This is a genomic window from Pontibacter roseus DSM 17521, from assembly GCF_000373265.1.
Lineage (GTDB): Bacteria > Bacteroidota > Bacteroidia > Cytophagales > Hymenobacteraceae > Pontibacter > Pontibacter roseus.
The window spans coordinates 63,145-82,286 of the sequence record NZ_KB890762.1 but is presented as its reverse complement, the minus strand read 5'-3'; the positions used below and the strand labels follow the sequence as shown (position 1 = coordinate 82,286).

General features: G+C 53.1%; 19 protein-coding genes. 11 read left to right on the top strand and 8 right to left on the bottom strand.

The genetic code is table 11. From position 1 onward, the window contains the following. The first annotated feature begins 21 nt into the window (after nucleotides 1-21). The 7 genes from B051_RS0106815 to B051_RS0106785 all read left to right on the top strand — a co-directional run bounded on the left by B051_RS0106815 (nucleotide 22) and on the right by B051_RS0106785 (nucleotide 8,399). Nucleotides 22-1,398 (top strand): undecaprenyl-phosphate glucose phosphotransferase, encoded by a 1,377-nt coding sequence (locus tag B051_RS0106815; protein WP_083919432.1) that lies wholly within the window; start codon nucleotides 22-24, stop codon nucleotides 1,396-1,398. Between the two features lie 56 nt (nucleotides 1,399-1,454). After that, entirely contained in the window at nucleotides 1,455-2,855 is a 1,401-nt protein-coding gene (gene hisS / locus B051_RS0106810) for a histidine--tRNA ligase (RefSeq protein WP_018477436.1), read from the top strand. A gap of 6 nt (nucleotides 2,856-2,861) precedes the next feature. Beyond that, nucleotides 2,862-4,373 carry a histidine ammonia-lyase gene (gene hutH / locus B051_RS0106805; protein WP_018477435.1) on the top strand — a complete coding sequence of 504 codons (1,512 nt, stop codon included), beginning with the start codon at nucleotides 2,862-2,864 and terminating at the stop codon, nucleotides 4,371-4,373. Between the two features lie 193 nt (nucleotides 4,374-4,566). Continuing rightward, complete coding sequence (locus B051_RS0106800) at nucleotides 4,567-6,513, top strand: T9SS type B sorting domain-containing protein (RefSeq protein ID WP_018477434.1); 1,947 nt, start codon at nucleotides 4,567-4,569, stop codon at nucleotides 6,511-6,513. Nucleotides 6,514-6,525: 12 nt separating this feature from the next. Further along, nucleotides 6,526-6,900: a nuclear transport factor 2 family protein gene (locus B051_RS0106795; RefSeq protein ID WP_018477433.1), complete on the top strand. Its 375-nt coding sequence runs from the start codon at nucleotides 6,526-6,528 to the stop codon at nucleotides 6,898-6,900. 151 nt (nucleotides 6,901-7,051) lie between these two features. After that, nucleotides 7,052-7,387, top strand: coding sequence for a YbaB/EbfC family nucleoid-associated protein (locus B051_RS0106790; RefSeq protein WP_018477432.1), 336 nt, complete (start codon nucleotides 7,052-7,054; stop codon nucleotides 7,385-7,387). Then, entirely contained in the window at nucleotides 7,377-8,399 is a 1,023-nt protein-coding gene (locus B051_RS0106785; protein WP_018477431.1) for a glycosyltransferase family 2 protein, read from the top strand. Before B051_RS0106790 ends, B051_RS0106785 begins: the two co-directional genes overlap by 11 nt. Here B051_RS0106785 and B051_RS0106780 read toward each other — a convergent pair. Then, complete coding sequence (locus tag B051_RS0106780; protein ID WP_026236233.1) at nucleotides 8,394-8,612, bottom strand: PspC domain-containing protein; 219 nt, start codon at nucleotides 8,610-8,612, stop codon at nucleotides 8,394-8,396. The genes B051_RS0106785 and B051_RS0106780 overlap by 6 nt on opposite strands. A 131-nt stretch (nucleotides 8,613-8,743) precedes the next feature. Here B051_RS0106780 and B051_RS0106775 point away from each other — a divergent pair, with 131 nt between their 5' ends. Both B051_RS0106775 and B051_RS0106770 read left to right on the top strand, forming a co-directional pair. Further along, complete coding sequence (locus B051_RS0106775; protein ID WP_018477429.1) at nucleotides 8,744-10,525, top strand: tetratricopeptide repeat protein; 1,782 nt, start codon at nucleotides 8,744-8,746, stop codon at nucleotides 10,523-10,525. An 85-nt stretch (nucleotides 10,526-10,610) separates the two neighbouring features. Further along, nucleotides 10,611-11,594 (top strand): pyruvate dehydrogenase complex E1 component subunit beta, encoded by a 984-nt coding sequence (locus B051_RS0106770; protein WP_026236232.1) that lies wholly within the window; start codon nucleotides 10,611-10,613, stop codon nucleotides 11,592-11,594. Between the two features lie 86 nt (nucleotides 11,595-11,680). Here B051_RS0106770 and B051_RS0106765 read toward each other — a convergent pair whose 3' ends face one another. The 4 genes from B051_RS0106765 to B051_RS0106750 all read right to left on the bottom strand — a co-directional run bounded on the left by B051_RS0106765 (nucleotide 11,681) and on the right by B051_RS0106750 (nucleotide 14,517). After that, on the bottom strand, nucleotides 11,681-12,169 hold the full coding sequence (locus B051_RS0106765; RefSeq protein ID WP_018477427.1) for a DUF2231 domain-containing protein: 489 nt from the start codon (nucleotides 12,167-12,169) through the stop codon (nucleotides 11,681-11,683). A 4-nt stretch (nucleotides 12,170-12,173) separates the two neighbouring features. Beyond that, nucleotides 12,174-12,488: a hypothetical protein gene (locus B051_RS0106760; RefSeq protein WP_018477426.1), complete on the bottom strand. Its 315-nt coding sequence runs from the start codon at nucleotides 12,486-12,488 to the stop codon at nucleotides 12,174-12,176. Between the two features lie 199 nt (nucleotides 12,489-12,687). Next, nucleotides 12,688-13,638 (bottom strand): YihY/virulence factor BrkB family protein, encoded by a 951-nt coding sequence (locus B051_RS0106755; RefSeq protein WP_018477425.1) that lies wholly within the window; start codon nucleotides 13,636-13,638, stop codon nucleotides 12,688-12,690. 156 nt (nucleotides 13,639-13,794) lie between these two features. Then, nucleotides 13,795-14,517, bottom strand: coding sequence for a class I SAM-dependent methyltransferase (locus tag B051_RS0106750; RefSeq protein ID WP_018477424.1), 723 nt, complete (start codon nucleotides 14,515-14,517; stop codon nucleotides 13,795-13,797). A 211-nt stretch (nucleotides 14,518-14,728) separates the two neighbouring features. Between B051_RS0106750 and B051_RS0106745 the strand changes: the two genes are divergently transcribed. Further along, nucleotides 14,729-15,295, top strand: a complete 567-nt coding sequence (locus B051_RS0106745; protein ID WP_245539595.1) for a DinB family protein — start codon at nucleotides 14,729-14,731, stop codon at nucleotides 15,293-15,295. A gap of 26 nt (nucleotides 15,296-15,321) precedes the next feature. Here the strand turns inward: B051_RS0106745 and B051_RS0106740 are convergent, their stop codons facing one another. The 3 genes from B051_RS0106740 to B051_RS0106730 form a co-directional block, all read right to left on the bottom strand. Beyond that, nucleotides 15,322-16,227 (bottom strand): PhzF family phenazine biosynthesis protein, encoded by a 906-nt coding sequence (locus B051_RS0106740; protein WP_018477422.1) that lies wholly within the window; start codon nucleotides 16,225-16,227, stop codon nucleotides 15,322-15,324. A 238-nt stretch (nucleotides 16,228-16,465) separates the two neighbouring features. After that, complete coding sequence (locus B051_RS0106735) at nucleotides 16,466-17,074, bottom strand: hypothetical protein (protein ID WP_018477421.1); 609 nt, start codon at nucleotides 17,072-17,074, stop codon at nucleotides 16,466-16,468. Nucleotides 17,075-17,436: 362 nt separating this feature from the next. Beyond that, the gene (locus B051_RS0106730) at nucleotides 17,437-17,916 is read right to left on the bottom strand and encodes a hypothetical protein (protein WP_157578663.1); all 480 of its coding nucleotides are present in this window, start codon (nucleotides 17,914-17,916) and stop codon (nucleotides 17,437-17,439) included. A 129-nt stretch (nucleotides 17,917-18,045) separates the two neighbouring features. On the opposite strand from B051_RS0106730, the gene B051_RS0106725 reads away from it, so the two are divergent. After that, the gene (locus B051_RS0106725; protein WP_018477419.1) at nucleotides 18,046-18,522 is read left to right on the top strand and encodes a nucleoside deaminase; all 477 of its coding nucleotides are present in this window, start codon (nucleotides 18,046-18,048) and stop codon (nucleotides 18,520-18,522) included. Nucleotides 18,523-19,142: the final 620 nt, after the last annotated feature.

Here is a 19,142-nt window from a genome sequence, read left to right as displayed (position 1 = left end):
ATATATTTGTATTGATTATTTATGCCAGGCTTATACAATAAATATATTAAACCGCTGCATGCATCTGGTGATGCTGCATCGATTATTTTGTCTTCCATTGTAGCGTTCCATCTCACTGATGGTCTGACAGTCGATTACTTCAGTTCCCACCACTTAGAGTTCCTCCTGTTCTCTTTATTGGCCTGGTATATCTGTACCTACCTGCTCGGCACCTATAAGTTTTACAGGATTGTACAAATCAAAAAAGTGGCGGTAGACTTGCTCAAAGCCATGCTACTCTACCTACTACTGATAGAGGCAATCACAAGCATCTTTGCAATCAACATACTCCCACACAAATTCTTGCTTTACCATTATGCCATCTTGGCCGGATGCGTCATTTTTTACCGCTTGATTGTGATACTGGTTCTGCATTATTTCCGAAAAAAGGGCTATAACAAGCGGTTTGTTATTATAGTAGGTATGGGTAAAGCCGGGCAGGAGCTAAAAAAGTTCTTTTACCAGCATCCAGGGTATGGCTATCATTTCATGGGTTACTTCGACGACAAGTCTGTAGGGGAGCCGGATGTGTTAGGTACGATAGATGATTTGGAGGGGTATTTGGAAAACCACCACATCGATGATATCTACTGCTCCTCTTTCGAGCTTAGCCGCAATCAGGTCATACGCATCATGAATTATGCGGATGATCATCTCATCCGGATGAAATTCCTGCCAGAGCCAGGAGCATTCCATCAAAACAGGCTTAAAATCGATTTTTACGACATGCTCCCTGTGTTGGTATCGCGCTCTATCCCATTGGATGATACAGTGAATAAAGCCCTCAAAAGAGCCTTCGATATACTTTTCTCATCTTTGGTTATTGTTTTTTTCCTTTCATGGTTTGTCCCCATTATTGCTATCCTGATAAAGATTGACTCCAAAGGACCTGTGTTCTATGGGCAAGAGCGCTCCGGAATCAACTACAAAACTTTCCGCTGCTGGAAGTTCCGCTCGATGCATGTGAACAGCGAATCGCAGCTAGCGAAACGTGGCGACTCCCGCATAACCAGGATGGGTGCCTTCATCAGGAAGACTAGTCTTGACGAGCTGCCGCAATTCTTCAACGTGTTCATGGGACACATGTCCATCGTGGGGCCTCGTCCTCACCCGCTGTTTGTGAATGAAGAATATGCTTTGGTAGCGGAAAAATACATGGTGCGCCACTTCATCAAGCCAGGTATAACGGGCTTGTCACAGGTGCGCGGCTACCGGGGCGACACCAGCTCCGACTACCAGATACGCGGCCGCGTGAAACTGGACATCTTCTACCTGGAGAACTGGACCTTCTTCCTGGACCTGAAAATCATCTTCTACACCGTTTATAATATGGTGCGGGGCGAGGACAACGCTTTCTGAAAATCAAGCACCGCATTTGCTCCTGTTTTAGTAACTTCGCCAGCAAAGTTGAAAGCATGAGCAAAGAAAAACCATCCATACCAAAAGGAACCCGCGATTTTGGCCCTGCCGTAGTGGTCAAACGCAACTATATATTCGGCGTCATCAAGCGCACCTTCGAGAAGTTCGGCTACCTGCCCCTCGAAACCCCCGCCATGGAGCAGCTCTCCGTGCTCACTGGCAAGTATGGCGACGAGGGCGACCAGCTTATCTTCAAAGTACTCAACTCCGGCGACTTCCTCGCCAAGACCACTGCCTCTGACATGGAGCAAGGCTCCAAACACCTGACGCGCAAGATTTCAGAGAAGGCACTTCGCTACGACCTAACCGTGCCTTTCGCGCGCTTCGTGGTAATGAACCGCAACGAAATCAGCTTTCCGTTCAAGCGTTACCAGATACAGCCGGTATGGCGAGCCGACCGACCGCAGCGCGGCCGTTACCGCGAGTTCTACCAATGTGACGCTGACGTGGTAGGCACCAACTCCTTACTATGCGAGGCCGAGATTGTGCAGATGATAGACGAAGTGCTGAGCACACTCGGCCTAACGGATTTCACCATTAAAATTAACCATAGAGGCGTGTTGGCAGGTATAGCCGAGGCCATCGGGGAGAAAGGACGCGAAGGCGACATCTGTGTAGCTATCGACAAGTTGGACAAGATTGGGGCCGAGGGCGTGCGCAAAGAACTGTTGGAAAGAGGTATAGCTGAGACCGCAGTGGACAAACTCGAGCCGCTTTATAACCTTACGGGTTCGAATGCAGAAATCCTGAACCAGTTGCAGACGTTACTCGGAAGCACGGAGGAAGGCCAGCGCGGCCTGAAGGACCTGAACGAGGTATGGACTTACCTGGAAAATCTGGGCAGTGATGCGTTGATAACTCAGAATCCATCCGGCCAGCCTCGTCTGCAACTTGATGTGACGCTTGCTCGGGGCCTCTCTTACTACACAGGCTGCATTTTCGAGGTGAAGGTGAACAACGTGAACATGGGGAGCATCAGCGGTGGTGGCCGTTACGATAACCTGACAGGTATGTTCGGCATGCCGGGCGTGTCGGGTGTGGGTTTCTCCTTTGGCGTGGACCGCATTTATGATGTATTGGAAGAGCTGCAGCTGTTCCCAGCCAGCAGCGAGGTGGGTACCAAGGTGCTGCTCGTGCAATTCGACAGGGAATCAGAGCTGTACGCGCTGCCGCTGCTGCAGAAGTTGCGCGACGCCGGCATCGCCTCCGAGCTATACCCGGAAGCGGCCAAACTGAAAAAGCAGATGGGCTACGCCGACCAAAAGAACATCCCATTCGTGCTGTTGGTTGGCTCCGAGGAGATAACCTCCGGCAAACTGAAGCTGCGCGACATGCAGACCGGCGAGCAGGACGAGCTTTACATCGACGACATCATTGCCCAGTTGAAACTCAAATAGCATTACATGAGCGACGTACACCACATCTCCAGCCAGCACCTGAGCTTGCAGCAAATCGAGACGATTATCACACGGAAGCATACCTTGGCGCTGTCGCAGGAGGCGGAGGAGCGCATCCGGCATTGCCACGCTTATTTGCACCGCAAGATTGCCGCTTCGGATAAGAGCATCTACGGCATCAACACCGGCTTCGGCTCGCTGTACAAAAAGCAAATCTCGCCGGAGAACCTGGAGCAGCTGCAGCGCAACTTGATGATGTCGCATGCCTGCGGCATGGGCGAAGAGGTTCCGGCCGAGGTGGTAAAGCTCATGCTGTTGCTCAAGATACAGTCGCTCGCTTACGGGCACAGCGGGGTGCAGCTCCAGACCGTGAAGCGCCTCATCGACTTCTACAACCGCGACATCTACCCCATCGTGTACCAACAGGGCTCATTAGGCGCCAGCGGCGATTTAGCACCGCTCGCTCACCTCTGCCTGCCGCTGCTAGGCCTGGGTGAGGTATACTACCAGGGCTATCGGCTGGAAAGTCGCCACGTGCTGGAGATGTTCAGTTGGGAACCCATTGCCTTGCAGGCCAAGGAAGGGCTGGCTTTGCTGAATGGAACGCAGTTCATGAGCGCCTACGGGGTGTACTGTCTGCTGCAGGCCAACCGCCTGTCCCGCGCTGCTGATGTGGTAGGCGCTTTGTCACTGGATGCCTTTGATGGGCGCATTGAGCCCTTCAATCACCTGATTCACCAGGTGAGGCCGCACCGCGGGCAACTACAGACGGCGGAGGCTTTCCGGAACCTGTTGCAAGGCAGCGAGTTGATACAGCAGCACAAGCAGCACGTGCAGGACCCCTACTCCTTCCGTTGCATTCCACAGGTGCATGGCGCTTCCAAGGATGCCATACGCTATGCCGAAGAGGTGTTCCTGACCGAGGTAAATTCCGTGACAGACAACCCCAACATCTTTCCGGATGCCGATGAGATAATCTCCGGCGGCAACTTCCACGGGCAGCCCCTGGCGCTGGCGCTGGACTTCCTGGCGATTGCGCTAGCGGAGCTGGGCAGTATATCCGAACGGCGTACCTACCAACTGATTTCTGGCACGCGCGGCTTGCCTGATTTCCTGGTCGCCGAGCCCGGCCTCAACTCCGGTTTCATGATCACGCAATACACGGCCGCCTCCATCGTGAGCCAGAACAAGCAGCTCTGTACGCCCGCCTCTATCGATACCATCCCCTCGTCTAACGGGCAGGAGGACCATGTGAGCATGGGGGCCAATGCAGCCACCAAGCTATACAAAGTGGTGCAGAACGTGGAGCGCCTGCTGGCGATAGAGCTCTTCAACGCAGCACAGGCGCTGGAATTCCGCAGGCCTAAGCGCACAGCCCCAGTGCTGGAGAAATTGGTGGCCGATTTCCGTAACCATGTCCCGTTCGTTTCTACGGACCGTGTGATGCGCCCCGACATGGAAGCAAGTGTAGGTTTCCTGCGCACCTACAACCTGTCCGCACCTATAGCCGCTGATTAAGTCAACTACACCATAAGCTAAGCCCGCACCAGCTATCGCTACAAGGTATAGCGGTGCGGGTTTGGTGCTTTTGTCAAGTGTTGGCCAATCGAAACTACTGCAACTACTGCCAGGAGCACAAAATCTGGTTCTCTATTTCCTTCCTGTGCCCTGACTTGTTATATTCGTAATATACGCTGTCCATACCTATATCTTGAGACTACTCGTTGTCCTATACCTGCTTCTCTGCGCGCTCCCGGCCTGGTCTCAGGGCTGTTTCAAAGCTATCCAGAATGGCGAGGAGGTGGACGCTATCTGTGCAGGTATACCTGTTTACTTCGTGGATTGCGGTACCAAGACAGACCCGAAGGACATCATATTCTACTATGTGGGCCCCGAAGCCTTCGCTAGCGGCTACGATGCAGGTAAACTCATAGAAAAAGGGGATGATGGCAAATACCAGTATACCTATACCCACCCTGGCACCTACATCATCACCCAGATTATCAACCGGGAAGGTGGCGGGGGCACGAGTCCGCCGTTTCCGCGCACCATTGAGGTGAAGGTCGCGCCTGAACCAGCATTCAGCACCACGATTTGTGCCAACGCCGGCGTGCAGGTCAACATCACCGACACCAACTACGACCTTTTTGACATTGACTATGGCGATGGCACCATACGCCGGGATGTGAAGGCAGGAATACAGTCAAGCTATACCTATACAGGCAGTTCTCCTTCCCAAACCATCACCATCACCGGCAAGTTTAGTGAATCCGCCTGCGAAAACACCAGCCAGCAGACAGTCCAGTTGCTGCCCCGCCTCACAATACCTGTCATTGCCCGGCTGGAGGTGGCACGGCAAGCCACTGACGGGGAACTGCAGCTGAACCTGGGGGGACTGCAGCCGGGGTATACCTATGTAGTGGAGCGCTTCTCCCCTGCCTTGTCAACTTACGTTACCGTTTTCACAACTGGTGTCATCTCACAGAACACTCTGAATAACCTCCGTATTACAGGTATAAACACATCAGAAGCCGCTAATTACCGTGTTCGTCCTATCGACCCCTGCGGTTCGTCGCTCACCATTACCTCCGCCCCCGTGAGCAGCATCAGCCTCAATACACAGGCTGGGAATGAGTTGGCTACACTCACCTGGACCGCCACCAGCACAGATGTACAGCGCTTTGACATCAGCCGCAACGGCGGCAGCCTGCAGCAAGTTGGCCGCGACACCAAGACTTACACAGACCGCAACCTGACCTGCGGGCAGAATTACTGCTATACCGTAAGCAGCGTTTCGTCTGACGGGGCCTCTATGTCGGTATCCGCGCCGCAGTGTATCACGGGTACCTCTACCACCCCCCCGCCGGCCGGCTACCTCTATACCTCCTATAACCAAGATAACCAGGTGGAGCTCCTCTTCGCGGTGCCCCAAGGCCACGAGGCCGTGCAGGTGCAATACCAGCGCAGCCTGGATGGCTCTCCTTATCAGGAATTAGCGACAACTGAAGCAGCCCAATTGACAGATAAGCTACAGAAACCCGCACCTGCCTGCTACCGCGCCACTTATACAAATCCTTGTAAGCTTACCTCTTCACTGAGTAATGTGAGCTGCCCGGTGCTCCTGGTTGTCACCACGCCAGACAATGCGGAGGCCGTCTCCCTCGGCTGGACGGGCTATGTCGGCTTTCCGGATGGTGTGGGTCAGTACTCGGTGGAGCTGCTGGATGAGAACAACCAGGTACAGGCCAGCTACCCGGCCACGGGCAACACCTTCACAGACCGCAACCTGAGCGATGAGGTGCAGGAACTCCGGTATCGCATCAAGGTGACCTCTGGCAGTGGCAGTGCCGTGTCCTACTCCAACACCGAAGTGGTGCGGCAGCCCCTGCAGGTACACCTGCCTACTGCCTTCACGCCCAACAACGACGGGCTCAACGATGTGCTGGAAATCAAAGGCAGGTTTATCAGGGAGTTCCGCATCACCGTATACAACAGCATGGGGCATGTCGTCTTTCAGTCCAATGACCGAACAGATGGTTGGGACGGCACCTACCAGGGAAAGCCACAGCCAGCCGGTGCCTATGCCTACGAAATCAACATTGTGACGACAGCCGGGGAGAAAAAGCGAAGAACCGGTACCGTGACCCTGCTCAGGTAAACACTTTACCAAATGAATAAAAGAGATATCATAACGCGCTACATCCAGGCCTACAATAATTTTGACGTGGCAGGTATGGTGCAGCAGCTGCACCAGGAAATCGTGTTCCGAAATGTGGCAGGCGGAGAAGTCACGCTGGAAACCAAAGGTATAGCTGCCTTTCAGGAGCAGGCCGAACGGGCAGCGGAGCTGTTCAAAGAGCGGACACAGCAAATCACGTCCATCAGCGAGAAGGAGGATGTGGTGGAGGTTTCCATCGCTTACCGCGGGGTGCTGGCTGTTGATTTCTCCGAGAACCTGAAAGCCGGCGACAGCATAGAACTGGAAGGCAAATCCGTTTTCACTTTCCGGGACGGCAAAATCATCTCTATGGAAGATATCAGCTAACGCGCCGTTATCCTCTCAGCTGCTCTCCCTGTGATGCGGTTGGCCCTCTTGCACTGACATGATACCATTCCGAATTATGCTTGTATATTTGTATAGGCCAAAAGGCTTATTGACCGTTACCTCCGTAAAACACTCTAAAAGAAGATAGACTATGTTTGATATGATGGGCATGCTGGGCAAAATGAAAGAAGTCCAGGCCAAACTGAAAGAAGCGCAGGACAACCTGCAGCACGTGACCGTTACCGCTGAATCGGGCGCTGGCCTGGTGAAGGCCACCGTAAACGGACAGCGCAAACTCCTCAAAATTGAGATAGACGAATCTATCATGAACACCAACGACCGCGACATGGTCAACGACTTGGTGGTGGCGGCCGTGAACAACGCCATGCTGACTGCCGGAGAGCGCGCACAGGAAGAAATGAAGAAGCACACAGAGGGCCTGTTACCAAACATCCCAGGATTAGATTTAGGAAACTTTGGCCTCTAGTACCAGCCTCACGGCTATTGTTATACTCAATTGGAACGGGCTCCGCTATCTGCAGGAGTTTCTGCCATCGGTGGTGGCCAACAGCGGTGACTGCGAGGTTGTAGTGGCTGACAACGCCTCCTCCGATGGCTCCATCCCATTTCTGCAAGCGCACTTCCCGCAGGTCCGCATCATCCAGAACAGCGACAACTTCGGCTTCTGCGAGGGCTATAACCTGGCCCTGCGGCAGATTGACGCCAAATACTACGTGCTCCTGAATTCAGATGTGGCCGTGCCCCCGGGGTGGACCGAACCCATCATCCAGTTGATGGAAGCTGAGGAGGACATTGCTGTATGCCAGCCCAAAATCAACGCGCAGCAGCACCCGGAGTTCTTTGAATACGCGGGTGCAGCCGGTGGCCTGCTCGACGCGCTGGGCTACCCCTACTGCCGCGGACGCCTCTTCGAGACACTGGAGGAGGATAATGGGCAGTACAACGACGTATCAGAGGTTTTCTGGGCGACGGGCGCCTGCATGTTCGTGCGGGCGGAGGTTTACCACAAGTTAAGTGGACTGGAACCGGCCTTCTTTGCGCACATGGAGGAAATTGACTTCTGCTGGCGCGCTAAGAATGCCGGGTATCGGGTGATGTACAACGGCCACAGCCAGGTATACCACGTGGGCGGTGGCACGCTGCACAAGTCTAACCCGCGCAAAACCTACCTGAACTTCCGCAATGGATTGGCGCTGCTCTACAAGAACCTGCCTGGTTCTGAGTTGTTTACCACCTTGTTCATCCGGATTCTGCTGGATTGGGTGGCGGCCCTCCGCATGGTGGTGGCTGGGCAGCGCGCCGACGCCAAAGCCGTGTTGGATGCGCACGCAGACGTGTTGCGCAACGGCAAATACTGGCGCAGGCGCAGAAAAGAACAACAACCAAAAGGTAATTTTCCGGCGATGCGTGGCGTTTACAGAGGAAGTATCGTGTGGGAGTATTTTGTGCGGCAGAAGCGGACGGTACGGGATTTATAAATCCCAGACGGAGCTTCGCTCGCGGCGCAAGTGCTTGCTTACATTCATCCAGAAGGCCAGCACGAAATAGAGAATCACCGGCGACCCGAAGGTAAGAAACGAAACATAGATGAAAGACAAGCGAATGCTGCTGGATGCAATACCCAGCTTCTCTCCCAACATGGTGCAAACACCAAAAGCCTGAGATTCGATAAAGTATTGTAGTCTTTTCAAGTTCGTTTTGTTTAAATTTAAAAGTAATAATTAATTCTGCTTCCGTCAAAATTAATTGGTGAAAGCATAGTCACATAACGTAACAGCACGCTCTATCGTGTCTTTTTTACGTGGAACGCACAAAACAGTATATGATGCAAGTGAAAAAATCAATGGGCCGGCTCCTTCCTGTGGCCCTGCTGCTCACCTTGGCCAACACAGGCTGTACCCTCTCCCGCATGGTGAAGCAGGCAAAAAAGCAGGAAATAACAGTGCAACCCAATCCCCTGGCAGCCAGTGGCGAGCAAGTCGAGTTCGAGATGAAGGCTACCCTGCCCAAGAAGATGCTGAAAGATGATTACCGATATAAGATTGATGTGATGTACGAGGCGGAGGGACAAAAGCGCGAGCACGTGGGCGCCCTGAACTTCGATGCGGGTGAATACCTGTACGAGGACGGCAAACCCACCATCACCAAGCAGCTTTCGTTTCCTTATACACCTCAGAAGAACAGAGGCGTGTTGCTGATACAAGGCACTGCCATTGATAAACAAAAGAAGGAACGTGTAAAGTACACGGCGGAGGAACAGGTGGCCGTTGGCCTGAACACCACCCCACTGCTGATGGTGCGCAACAACGAGTTCGGCTACCTGCCCGACACCTACAAGGCCACTGCGGAAGGGCCTGCCACACTGGCTTTTTTCTTTGATGAGAACCAGTACACCACCAAGAGCTACCTGGGCGAGAACCTGCCTGTGCTGGACCAGTACATCATGGACAACGTGGAGCAGCAGTCCATCACCATCACGGGCAGCCAGGCCCCCGACGAGAAGGGCACCGACTTGGCCGCCAAGCGCGCGAAGGCCCTCACCGACTACTACCGCAGCAAATTGAAGGCGCTCGATTACTCGAACAAGAAAGTCGATATTAAAACCTCTGTCATACCGCACAGTTGGGATGCCTTGCTGGAGAAAGTAGGTAAATCCGCCCTGCCCAAGGAACAGAAGCAGGAGGTGACTGCGCTGCTGCAAGGGCCTGGTACCGACAAAGAAAAGCAGCAGGCCCTGCAGAAGACACAGGCCTATGACTATATCGAGCAGTACATCTACCCAGCCATGCGCTACGCCAATGTCGAGATTGACTATAACCGCAGCCGCAAGTCAGACTACGAGCTATACCTGTTGGCCAAAGGTATAGCCGCCGAGACTGTAAGTGCCGACAGGCTCACGGAAGAGGAACTGCAGTATGCCGCCACACTCACCCCCCTGCTGGCGGAGCGCCGTCAGCTGTATGAGGCAGCCGTGAAGACAACCGACAAGTGGCCCGCCTACTATAACTTGGGGAAAGTCTATACCGAGATGGCCCACAAGGATTATCGTCCCAAAGCCAAGCAGGCCCTGCTTGCCAAAGCCATCACCAACCTGAACTATGCCAGTTTCCGTAACCCGACGGCAGAGGTGAACTATGCCCTGGCCAGCGCCCACCACCTGCGCGGCGATAAACTGGAGGCCTTGCAGTTCTACAACTATGCCATCAAACTGGGCGGGTCTGAAGAGATGCTCCACCGCATATTCTCCGACAAAGCCGCACTGGAGATTGAAATCGGGCAGTACGATGACGCCATCGAAAGCCTCACCTACTCCGGTGACAGCTACCAGACCAACATGAACCTGGGCCTGAGCTACCTGTTGAAGGAGAACTATGAGGGCGCCATACGCTACTACGAGAAAGCGTTGGAGCTGAAGCCAGAGGATGCGCTGGCGCATTACTCTCTGGCCATTGTGGGCGCGCGTCAGCAAAACGAGGGCCGCATGACCATTCACCTGCGCCGGGCCATACGCCAGGACCGTAGCTTTATGGAGAAGGCGCTTAGCGACCTGGAATTCAGTAGCTACCGGGGCAAGCCCGCGCTTCTGGAAGCTACCCTGCGCTAAGCCGGGTACTATTCTACCGAAAGCACATTGCAAATTGCCAGACTTATCTTAATTTTACCCACAGAACCGAGATTTAAACATTATTATGCGAAGTATACAGTTTAGAGAGGCCCTTCGGGAAGCCATGTCAGAGGAAATGCGCCGCGACAAGAGCGTGTTCCTAATGGGTGAGGAGGTTGCCGAATACAACGGCGCTTACAAGGTGAGCCAGGGCATGCTGGACGAGTTTGGTCCGGAGCGTGTGATTGATACCCCTATTGCCGAGCTGGGATTTGCCGGTATCGGTGTGGGTGCGTCTATGAATGGCCTGCGCCCTATCGTGGAGTTCATGACATTCAACTTCTCGTTGGTAGCCATTGACCAGGTAATCAACTCCGCGGCCAAAATGATGTCCATGTCTGGTGGACAGTATTCCTGCCCGATGGTTTTCCGTGGCCCGACTGGCAGTGCCGGTATGCTGTCTTCGCAGCACTCTCAGAACTTCGAGAACTGGTATGCGAACACTCCTGGCCTGAAAGTGGTGGTTCCGTCTAACCCATACGACGCCAAAGGCCTGTTGAAGAGCGCCATCCGCGATAATGACCCGGTTATCTTCATGGAGTCAGAGCAGATGTACGGCGACAAAGGCGAGGTGCCTGAAGAAGAATACACCATTCCAATCGGAGTGGCGGACATCAAGCGTGAAGGTACGGATGTGACTATCGTTTCATTTGGCAAGATGATGAAAGTAGCGCTGGCCGCTGCCGAAGAACTGGCCAAAGACGGTATCAACGCTGAGGTCATCGACCTGCGCACCGTTCGCCCGATTGACTACAAGACGCTGATAGAGTCTGTGAAGAAGACCAACCGCATGGTGGTTGTGGAAGAAGCCTGGCCGCTGGCCTCTATCTCCGCTGAACTGGCTTACCACATCCAGAGCAATGCTTTTGATTACATGGATGCGCCTGTGAAGCGCGTGACCTGCCGCGACGTGCCACTTCCTTACGCTCCTACCCTGATTGAGGCATCTCTGCCGAACGTGCAGCGCACAGTGGACGCAGTAAGACAGGTGATGTACAAAAACGCTTAATCCCATACCTGCCAATAGGTAGCATTGATATAAGAAGCGCCCCGGAACTTGACATTCCGGGGCGCTTTGTCGTTATAGGCTATACGTCAGAATCCGGCGCAGTCACTGGAGGGCACATTCACCCCTCCTGCCTGCTCATATACCACGCTGGCGCCCAGGTGGCCGGTATAGACCAGAAAACCGCTTCCTGTCACCATCAGCAAAGCCAGAACTAGGCCAAACAGCCTTGTCTGAACCCGCAGCACATTCAGTAGCATGGCGAGGTCCAACACAGTGGCCGCAGAAAAGAGGTAGGCCATGTTGAAAGCCGCTATTTCATGGTCTTTCAGCACGGTGGGGTCGCACAGCTTTCGGGATACGATGCCATCGGCTAAATCGCCGGTGTAGATGCTGACCCAGGCACCCACGCAACCGGCATAGAGCAGGCAGGAGCCCATCCGGTTCCAGAACACGGAAGCGGTTGGGTTTAGAAGCAAAGCCACTAGTTTTGCCAGCGTGGCAAAGAGCAGCAGTGCCACCGGGAAGTGCACCGTCAAGGGGTGCCATACCTCCGTCCGCCATGCAGTGATGTCCATTGCGTTACTCCAGTATCCGGACCGCCTTGGGGTCCAGGCGCTGGCCTACCTTCTCCACTTCCACCTCCACTCTGGCACCTTGCTTCAGATGCTCAAAGGGGACTGTCTCTCCATTATGAGTCAAGGTGGTGGCTTCCGTGAAGTAAAGTTCCAACGTCTTTCCATCGTCTGTGTTGACATAGATTTCAGTCTTGGCAGGCTCCACCTCTTTGATGGTTCCCTGATAAGTGCCCGACTCTACCACGTCTGTGCCTCCCTGGCAGGAATACAGAAAAGGAATCAGGAACAGGAACATGAATAAAAGCTTCGAATTTTTCATAGAATTGAGATTTGGATAGTTTATATCGTACGCCATAAAATTGCTGCATCACAATAGTGAATCAATAGGATGATGATTTTAAACCAAGGATACAAGCAACCTGCAGAATCTGTATCTTTCCGAGAAAGTTTGCAGCATTTTAGAGAGTACGGAGAAGCACAAAGGACGTTCACCTATTGGAGTTTTACGCCTTCAGCGCCTAGTTCAGGCTGGATTTTGTCTTCACTTCCACCTCACCCGTGTCCTCATCCGTCTCCACCTCCTGCTTTTCCACTTTCACGGCTGTGTCGTTGGGCTGGATGCCGCTGTCATGCTCTTCGGAGTATACTTGGGTGAACTCGGCGCCGAGCAGAAAGATAATGGAGGTATAGTACACCCAGACCAGAATCAGCACCAGCGAGCCGGCAGCGCCGTAGGTATCGGCGAGCGGGTCGTGCTGGAAGTAGATGTTGAGGACGTATTTGCCGAGTGTGAAGAGAATGGCCGTCACGACCGCCCCCACCCATACATTGGACCAACGGGTTTTGGCGTCAGGCAGCACTTTGAAGATGGCCGCGAAAATGATGGTGGCAATCAGGACAGAAACCAACAGATTGCCGATGGTGACCAGGTATACCGCTATACCTGACAGCTCCTGCCGCAGATAGTCATACACGAGCCCCAGCACCACGTCGATGGAAAGCGACACCAGCAGCAGGAATCCGAAGCTCACGACCAAAGCCAGCGACAGTACTCGTCCTACCACCAGCTTCACCCAGCCCTTTTCGGGTTTGGCCTTTACCTTCCACATGGCGTTCAGGGAATCCTGAAGCGCCACGAATACGGTGGTGGCACTGAATGCCATCACCAGAACGCCTACAATAGTACCGATGGTACTGGCCTCAGACTGGTTGGCGTTTTCGATGATGCTCTGCACCTGCTCAGCGCTCTGGTGCCCCACCATACCTCCTACCTGCCTGACCACTTCTCCGCGTACCGCCTCCTGTCCAAAAACGGAACCTGCTATCCGGATGGTGATGATGAGCACGGCAGGCAGCGAAAAGATGGTATAGAACCCAATGATGGCCGCGTAGTCCAGCGGATTGTCATCGATGAATTTCTTGAATGTCTGCTTCGTGATTTCCCAGCTTGATTTCAGTTTTGCTGCCATATACCATGATTTAGTACCAAACCTCAAATCCCTAACCCCTACATACGAAGCAGAGGCCACAGCGATGCTACAGCGGTACAAAACATTGCCTCAGGCAGGCTTCAGCAAGGAACGGGAACAGGTATACTAGAACAGGCGAGAAATCAAGTCGGCCCGTTAAACTGCTTGCAGCTCCAGCCGGGCCAGGTAGTTGCCGTACTCGCCTTCATAGAGCAGCTCAAAGGTATAGCCGTGGTCTTCGGCGTAATCCTGCAGGATGGCGGGGTCAATGAAGAGCCAATCAAATTCACCGGTCTGCTGATCTTTGTAGCGCATATTGTAGCGTACCTCCCCGTAGTAGCCCGCGTTGAGGTCCAGCAGCACCGACCCATCTTCATCTTCAAACATGTAGAGGATATCAGATGACTCCAGCAACAGCTGCCCTCCAGGCTTCAGCAGGTTCTTGGCATGCTCCAGAAAGCGCTCCAGGCCCTCCAGGTTGCCGGCTATACCTATGCCATTCATCAGCAGCAGGAGGGTATCATAACTGGCTTTTCCCTTCAAAGCGAACACATCCCCATGCAGCATCTGTCTCACGCCGCGCTGCTCCATGGCCGCTATCGCTCCCGTTGAAATGTCGAGCGCGGTGACTTCCAGTCCCCGCTCCTGCAGCGCCAGGGTATGGCAACCGGCCCCGGCGCCCACGTCCAGCACGTTCCCGCGGCACTGGTCCAGCGCCAGCAACTCCAGCTCCGGCATCTCCTCCTCGCTTCTGAAAAGGTAAGAGACCGAAATCACATCATCTTCCGTCAGGTTGCTTTCCACCACTATCTCCGCCTGCTTCTCTCCTTGCAGAAAGTCTTGTATGGCGGCACCTACCGGGTCGTTTGTCACTATCATGCTCTACTTGATTTTTGCCCAAAGAAAGCCATATTCCAACTTGAATGAAAACTCTATTTGAACTTATCTAATTATATAACTTATCTTATACTTACTTACATTACTTACTGTCAGCCGCTTACAACCTAAAAACATATGCATATGGTTGTATTTATCAAAAAATTATGTAGATTGGCACTACATTATTCGTCCCATTTCGCCCGTTATACCTATGAACACAGCAGTATTCAGTCACATCCAACTTATGAACCATCGATTAGAAGCGCAATACCTGAAACTGGAAGAGTCGCGGAACCGACTACTCGACGAATTGGAGGGCTTGGATGAAGAGTTGTTGAACATGACCCCGGCTGAGGGCAAATGGTCTATCAATCAAATCATTGCGCACCTGGTACAGGTGGAGCAAGTCACGAATAGTTACATACAGCGCAAAGTGCAGAAACAGGAGACACTGGGGTATGCCTCCATCCGCCACGCTTTCCGCTCGCTGCTGCTCAAGCTGGCCCTGAATTCCGGCATGAAGTTCAAGGCGCCTGAAATGGTGGCTAGCGTCCCTGAACAATCGACGCTCCCTGACCTGCGCACGCAATGGGATAACTGCCGCTTCCGGCTAGAAGATACCCTAACGGAACTGCCGCAGGAACTGATGGACAAGTGCCTGTTCCGGCACCCCTACGCTGGGCCCCTTTCCATCACCCAGACCATGTCCTTCCTGCAGGATCACTTTCACCACCATGCCCGCCAGATAACGCAACTACGCCAGCAACTACTCAACTAGTCTTCACCTAACCCGAGGGCTATACCTTAGGCGTACACCCGGAACTCTCCCAACTCGAGCTGCTTGACGATGATGCCCGCTCCACCGGCGCGCAGGCCAGTGATAGCGCCCTGCTCATCCAACTCCAGCTGCACCTCTATCTGACTTGGGGAGGGATGGTCCATGAGGTAACCCTGGTGAATCAGGAAGTCAGCTTTGTCTATCTTCAGAAAGTCGTGGAGGTAGCAGGCTAGCGGGCCGGCCGCCATACCTGTAGCCGACTCCTCTGCTATGCCGTAACTGGGGGCGAACATGCGCGTAGTGGCATCAGCCCCTGCAATGGCAATAGTGAACACATAGAACCCAACCAAGCCAAGCCGCTCAGAGATTGATTTGATTTGCTCCTGAGAGGGCTGCAGACCGCCAACCGTGGGAATGTCTTGCACCTGCACCAACAGGAACGCTACGCCCGTACTGGCCACCACAGGCATGTGCTCAAAGATGAAATCGGCAGGAAGCCCCAGCGCGAGCGCCACCTCTCCCGGCTCTACACCCGCTTCGGCCAAAGAGGTATAGGATGGAGCGAGCTGCGCCTGGTATACCTTGTTGTTCTCAAAGCTGATTTGCCGTGTCCCTTCTATAGACTCCTTGATGGCGCTTCCGTTTGGCAAGAGCCCCTTTTGCCACAGCAGGCTGAAAGTAGCCACCGTCGCATGCCCGCAGTGGGGAATTTGCCTAACGGGGGTAAAAAACTCCACTTTTACATCTCCTAACTCCGAGGCAGAAACAAAGGCAGTCTCGGAAAGCCCCAGGGTGGCAGCTATTTTCTGCTTGCGGTCCCGTGGGATTCTATCAGCGTATAGCACGACTCCAGCCGCATTGCCTCCGTTGGGTGAATTGGCAAAGGCTTTCATGATGTATAGTTCCGGGGTGTTGTGAATATCAAACGTCATATCAATTCGCTGCTTTCAGGTATAACACGAAAAAAGAGCCTCTGCAGCCGGCCAGCCGAGAAGCGAAGTGGTGGGCGCCTGTGGCCAGAGCCTTCGGCCCCATGCCACGGCATACCCTAAGTGGGTACCCTTACAATACTACGACAGATAACGCAACTTGTCACTACGAAACAGGAAAATTCAATCTGAAGATTACATAGAGGAATGAGCCTTGAAGACTAATCGTTCAGCACCTGTTTCAGTTGCCGCCCAAGTCGTCGCCTGTTTCCAGGGCGGTGAATTCCATCTGCAGCGCCTTTATTTTGACTTCGTCTTCTGTAGAGATGTCACCCTCCACGGCATCTTTACGCTTGTTGAGTTCCTCCAGCACCAGTTTGGCCATTTCCCAGTCCTCGTTGTCCCAGTTGCTGCGCTTGCTTCTCACGTTCTCCAGGAATGTGATGTAGGCCTGCCGGATGTTCCCAGCATTGACGGAGGCGGCATCAGCATAGGTGCCTAGCAGCTCTCGCTCCCACTCCATGCTTTGGGTGCGACGCTCGGCCATTTGATCCCGTTCCCGCTCGCGCTCTTGGAAGTCCTCTTTAATCTGCTGGTAATCGGCTTTAAGCCTATCTGAGAGCTTGTCCTGCTTTTGGTCCAGTTCTGCTGTGCGCTGCCTGAACTCTTCTTTCGTTTGCTTCCAGTCTTCCTCCGTGCGCTCGGACAGGCGGCTGGTCTGCATGTTCACCCACGACCTGAACTCGTTAACCTCGCCCTCCACTTCCTGTTCGCGGGTGGCGGTACAGGAGACAAACACAAACAACAGCAGCGCTATCATGCTGCTAAAATTCAAATACTTCATTTTCATGGTATAGCTATTTGTTAGTTGACTATCGAGATATCAACTGACATCCCTTACTATAATACAAATCTCATAATCAGATACTTCTACACTTGCTACTAAAGCTCTCCGGGACAAGGCTTACTCTTAACAACCTTTCTTAAACTCCCTCCGTAATTATTAAAACACTATAACAATAATACAAAATAAGACCTATATAGTAACAACGATTATTTTGCATGTAAAGATACAGCCAGGCCCGCTTCTTATGAGACCTGTGCTACAGTCGGGATAGCTTACACTACGAGTATGCGTGAAAAGGGCACAAGTGTGGTGGAAGCTATCACTGTTTTTATACCTCTCGAGCTATCCCTGGATTATACCAAAACTCATTTCTTTTTCTCCTCAAAGAGCAGGTACTGCTTCCCAAACCCAGGCCACTTCAGTATCAGCTTTCCCGATTTCATTTGGGCAATCTCCCAGCGGTTCAGCATCGCACTCCGGATGGCCATGCCGTTGGAACGCGTGGTACGCACGCCAATCAATCCTTTTGCGGCATTCAGTCGCCACTCCCCCTCTTCTACTGCCTCCGCTCCTACTATGGCATTGGGCGATTCGTTTTGCTGAACCAGCCGAAAAGTACTGTCAGCAAAAAACGTCAGTTCCACACCACTTGCCTGCAACACGCAGTCCGGTCGCCCTGGGTGAAAGCCAGCCTTTTGCCGTAAAATCCAGGTAGTGGCCAACAATGCGGTTGTGTCCTGCACCTGTACCGTTTCTTCGGGCAAGAGCTCCGGCACAGACAATTCAGATTGCAGAGGGATTATGAACGTTCCCATTGCCATCAACCAAAACAGGACTGTCTTCAAGTAAACAAGCTGTACTAGCATGCGTTATCCGTTTGAGTGTTGTCTATTCAATAGGCCTACGTAAAAATCTCTATCATTTATGAAACCCTAAAGCGATGTCTCCATAAGGAGATTACTATTAAAGATACTATGACGAAACAGAAAGAAGAGTTTATGCGGGAGGCCATCCGGCTATCAATAGAGAAGATGGAAGCCGGTTTTGGAGGCCCCTTTGGGGCGGTGGTGGTCAGGAATGGTGAAATTATAGCCCGCGGCTACAACAACGTGTTGGCCACCAATGACCCGACCGCCCATGCTGAAGTGGACGCCATTCGGAAGGCATGCCAGGCGCTGGGCACTTACCAACTCACCGACTGCGACTTGTACACCAGTTGCGAGCCCTGCCCCATGTGTTTAGGCGCCATCTACTGGGCCAGGCCTCGCAAGGTATACTATGCCAACACCAAAGCCGATGCCGCCAGAATTGACTTTGACGACCAGTTTATCTATGAGGAGTTGGAGAAAGACATGTCAAAGCGCTCCATCCCTATGGAGCAGTTGCTCCGGGAGGAGGCTCTCGAAGGATTTAAGGCATGGGAAATTAAGGTAAATCGGACACAGTATTAGTTTCCGATTATGCGTTTCAATCACACTTGCTCCTCCTAAGGTGGAGAAACGGGGCTGATTAACCCACTCCTGCCCCACTATAGAGAAGGATTTAAACTCTAACTGTCATTCCGACGAAAGGAGGAATCTCACGCCATCTCGGCCACACATCCAGCGCAAGCGCAGATGCGGCTTTATGTGAGGGCGGAGAGGAAGAAACCAGAGGAAAACGCCAGGTGCAGAACGCCCCGCATGTCTCACCGCCGGCTCCCGCTGCGCTCGCACCGGCGGCAGTAATGGTAACAGATTCCTCCTCTCGTCGGAATGACAGAAACGTGATGGCATGATGTGGAAGCGTGAGCAGGTGTAGCAGGCTAAGACTGGGTATAGGTATTGGTTCAGGTATAGCAGACATCCTTGCAACAGCAGCTACGGAGCAAAGACAGCAGCCAGGTGCACTACTTGGCGCTCCACTGTCTGACCGGTTAGCGAGTTTGGAGCGCCTTGATTCATTTGCTTGCTTTGAGGGTAGGGGCCCTCGATTCTCACCAAGGAGAAAAGTAAGCGCCCGCCGCACAGGCTAGGCTATACCACAACTTAGCGCGCAAACAGCAAGAATAGCGGCTACAAAGTGCTCAAAG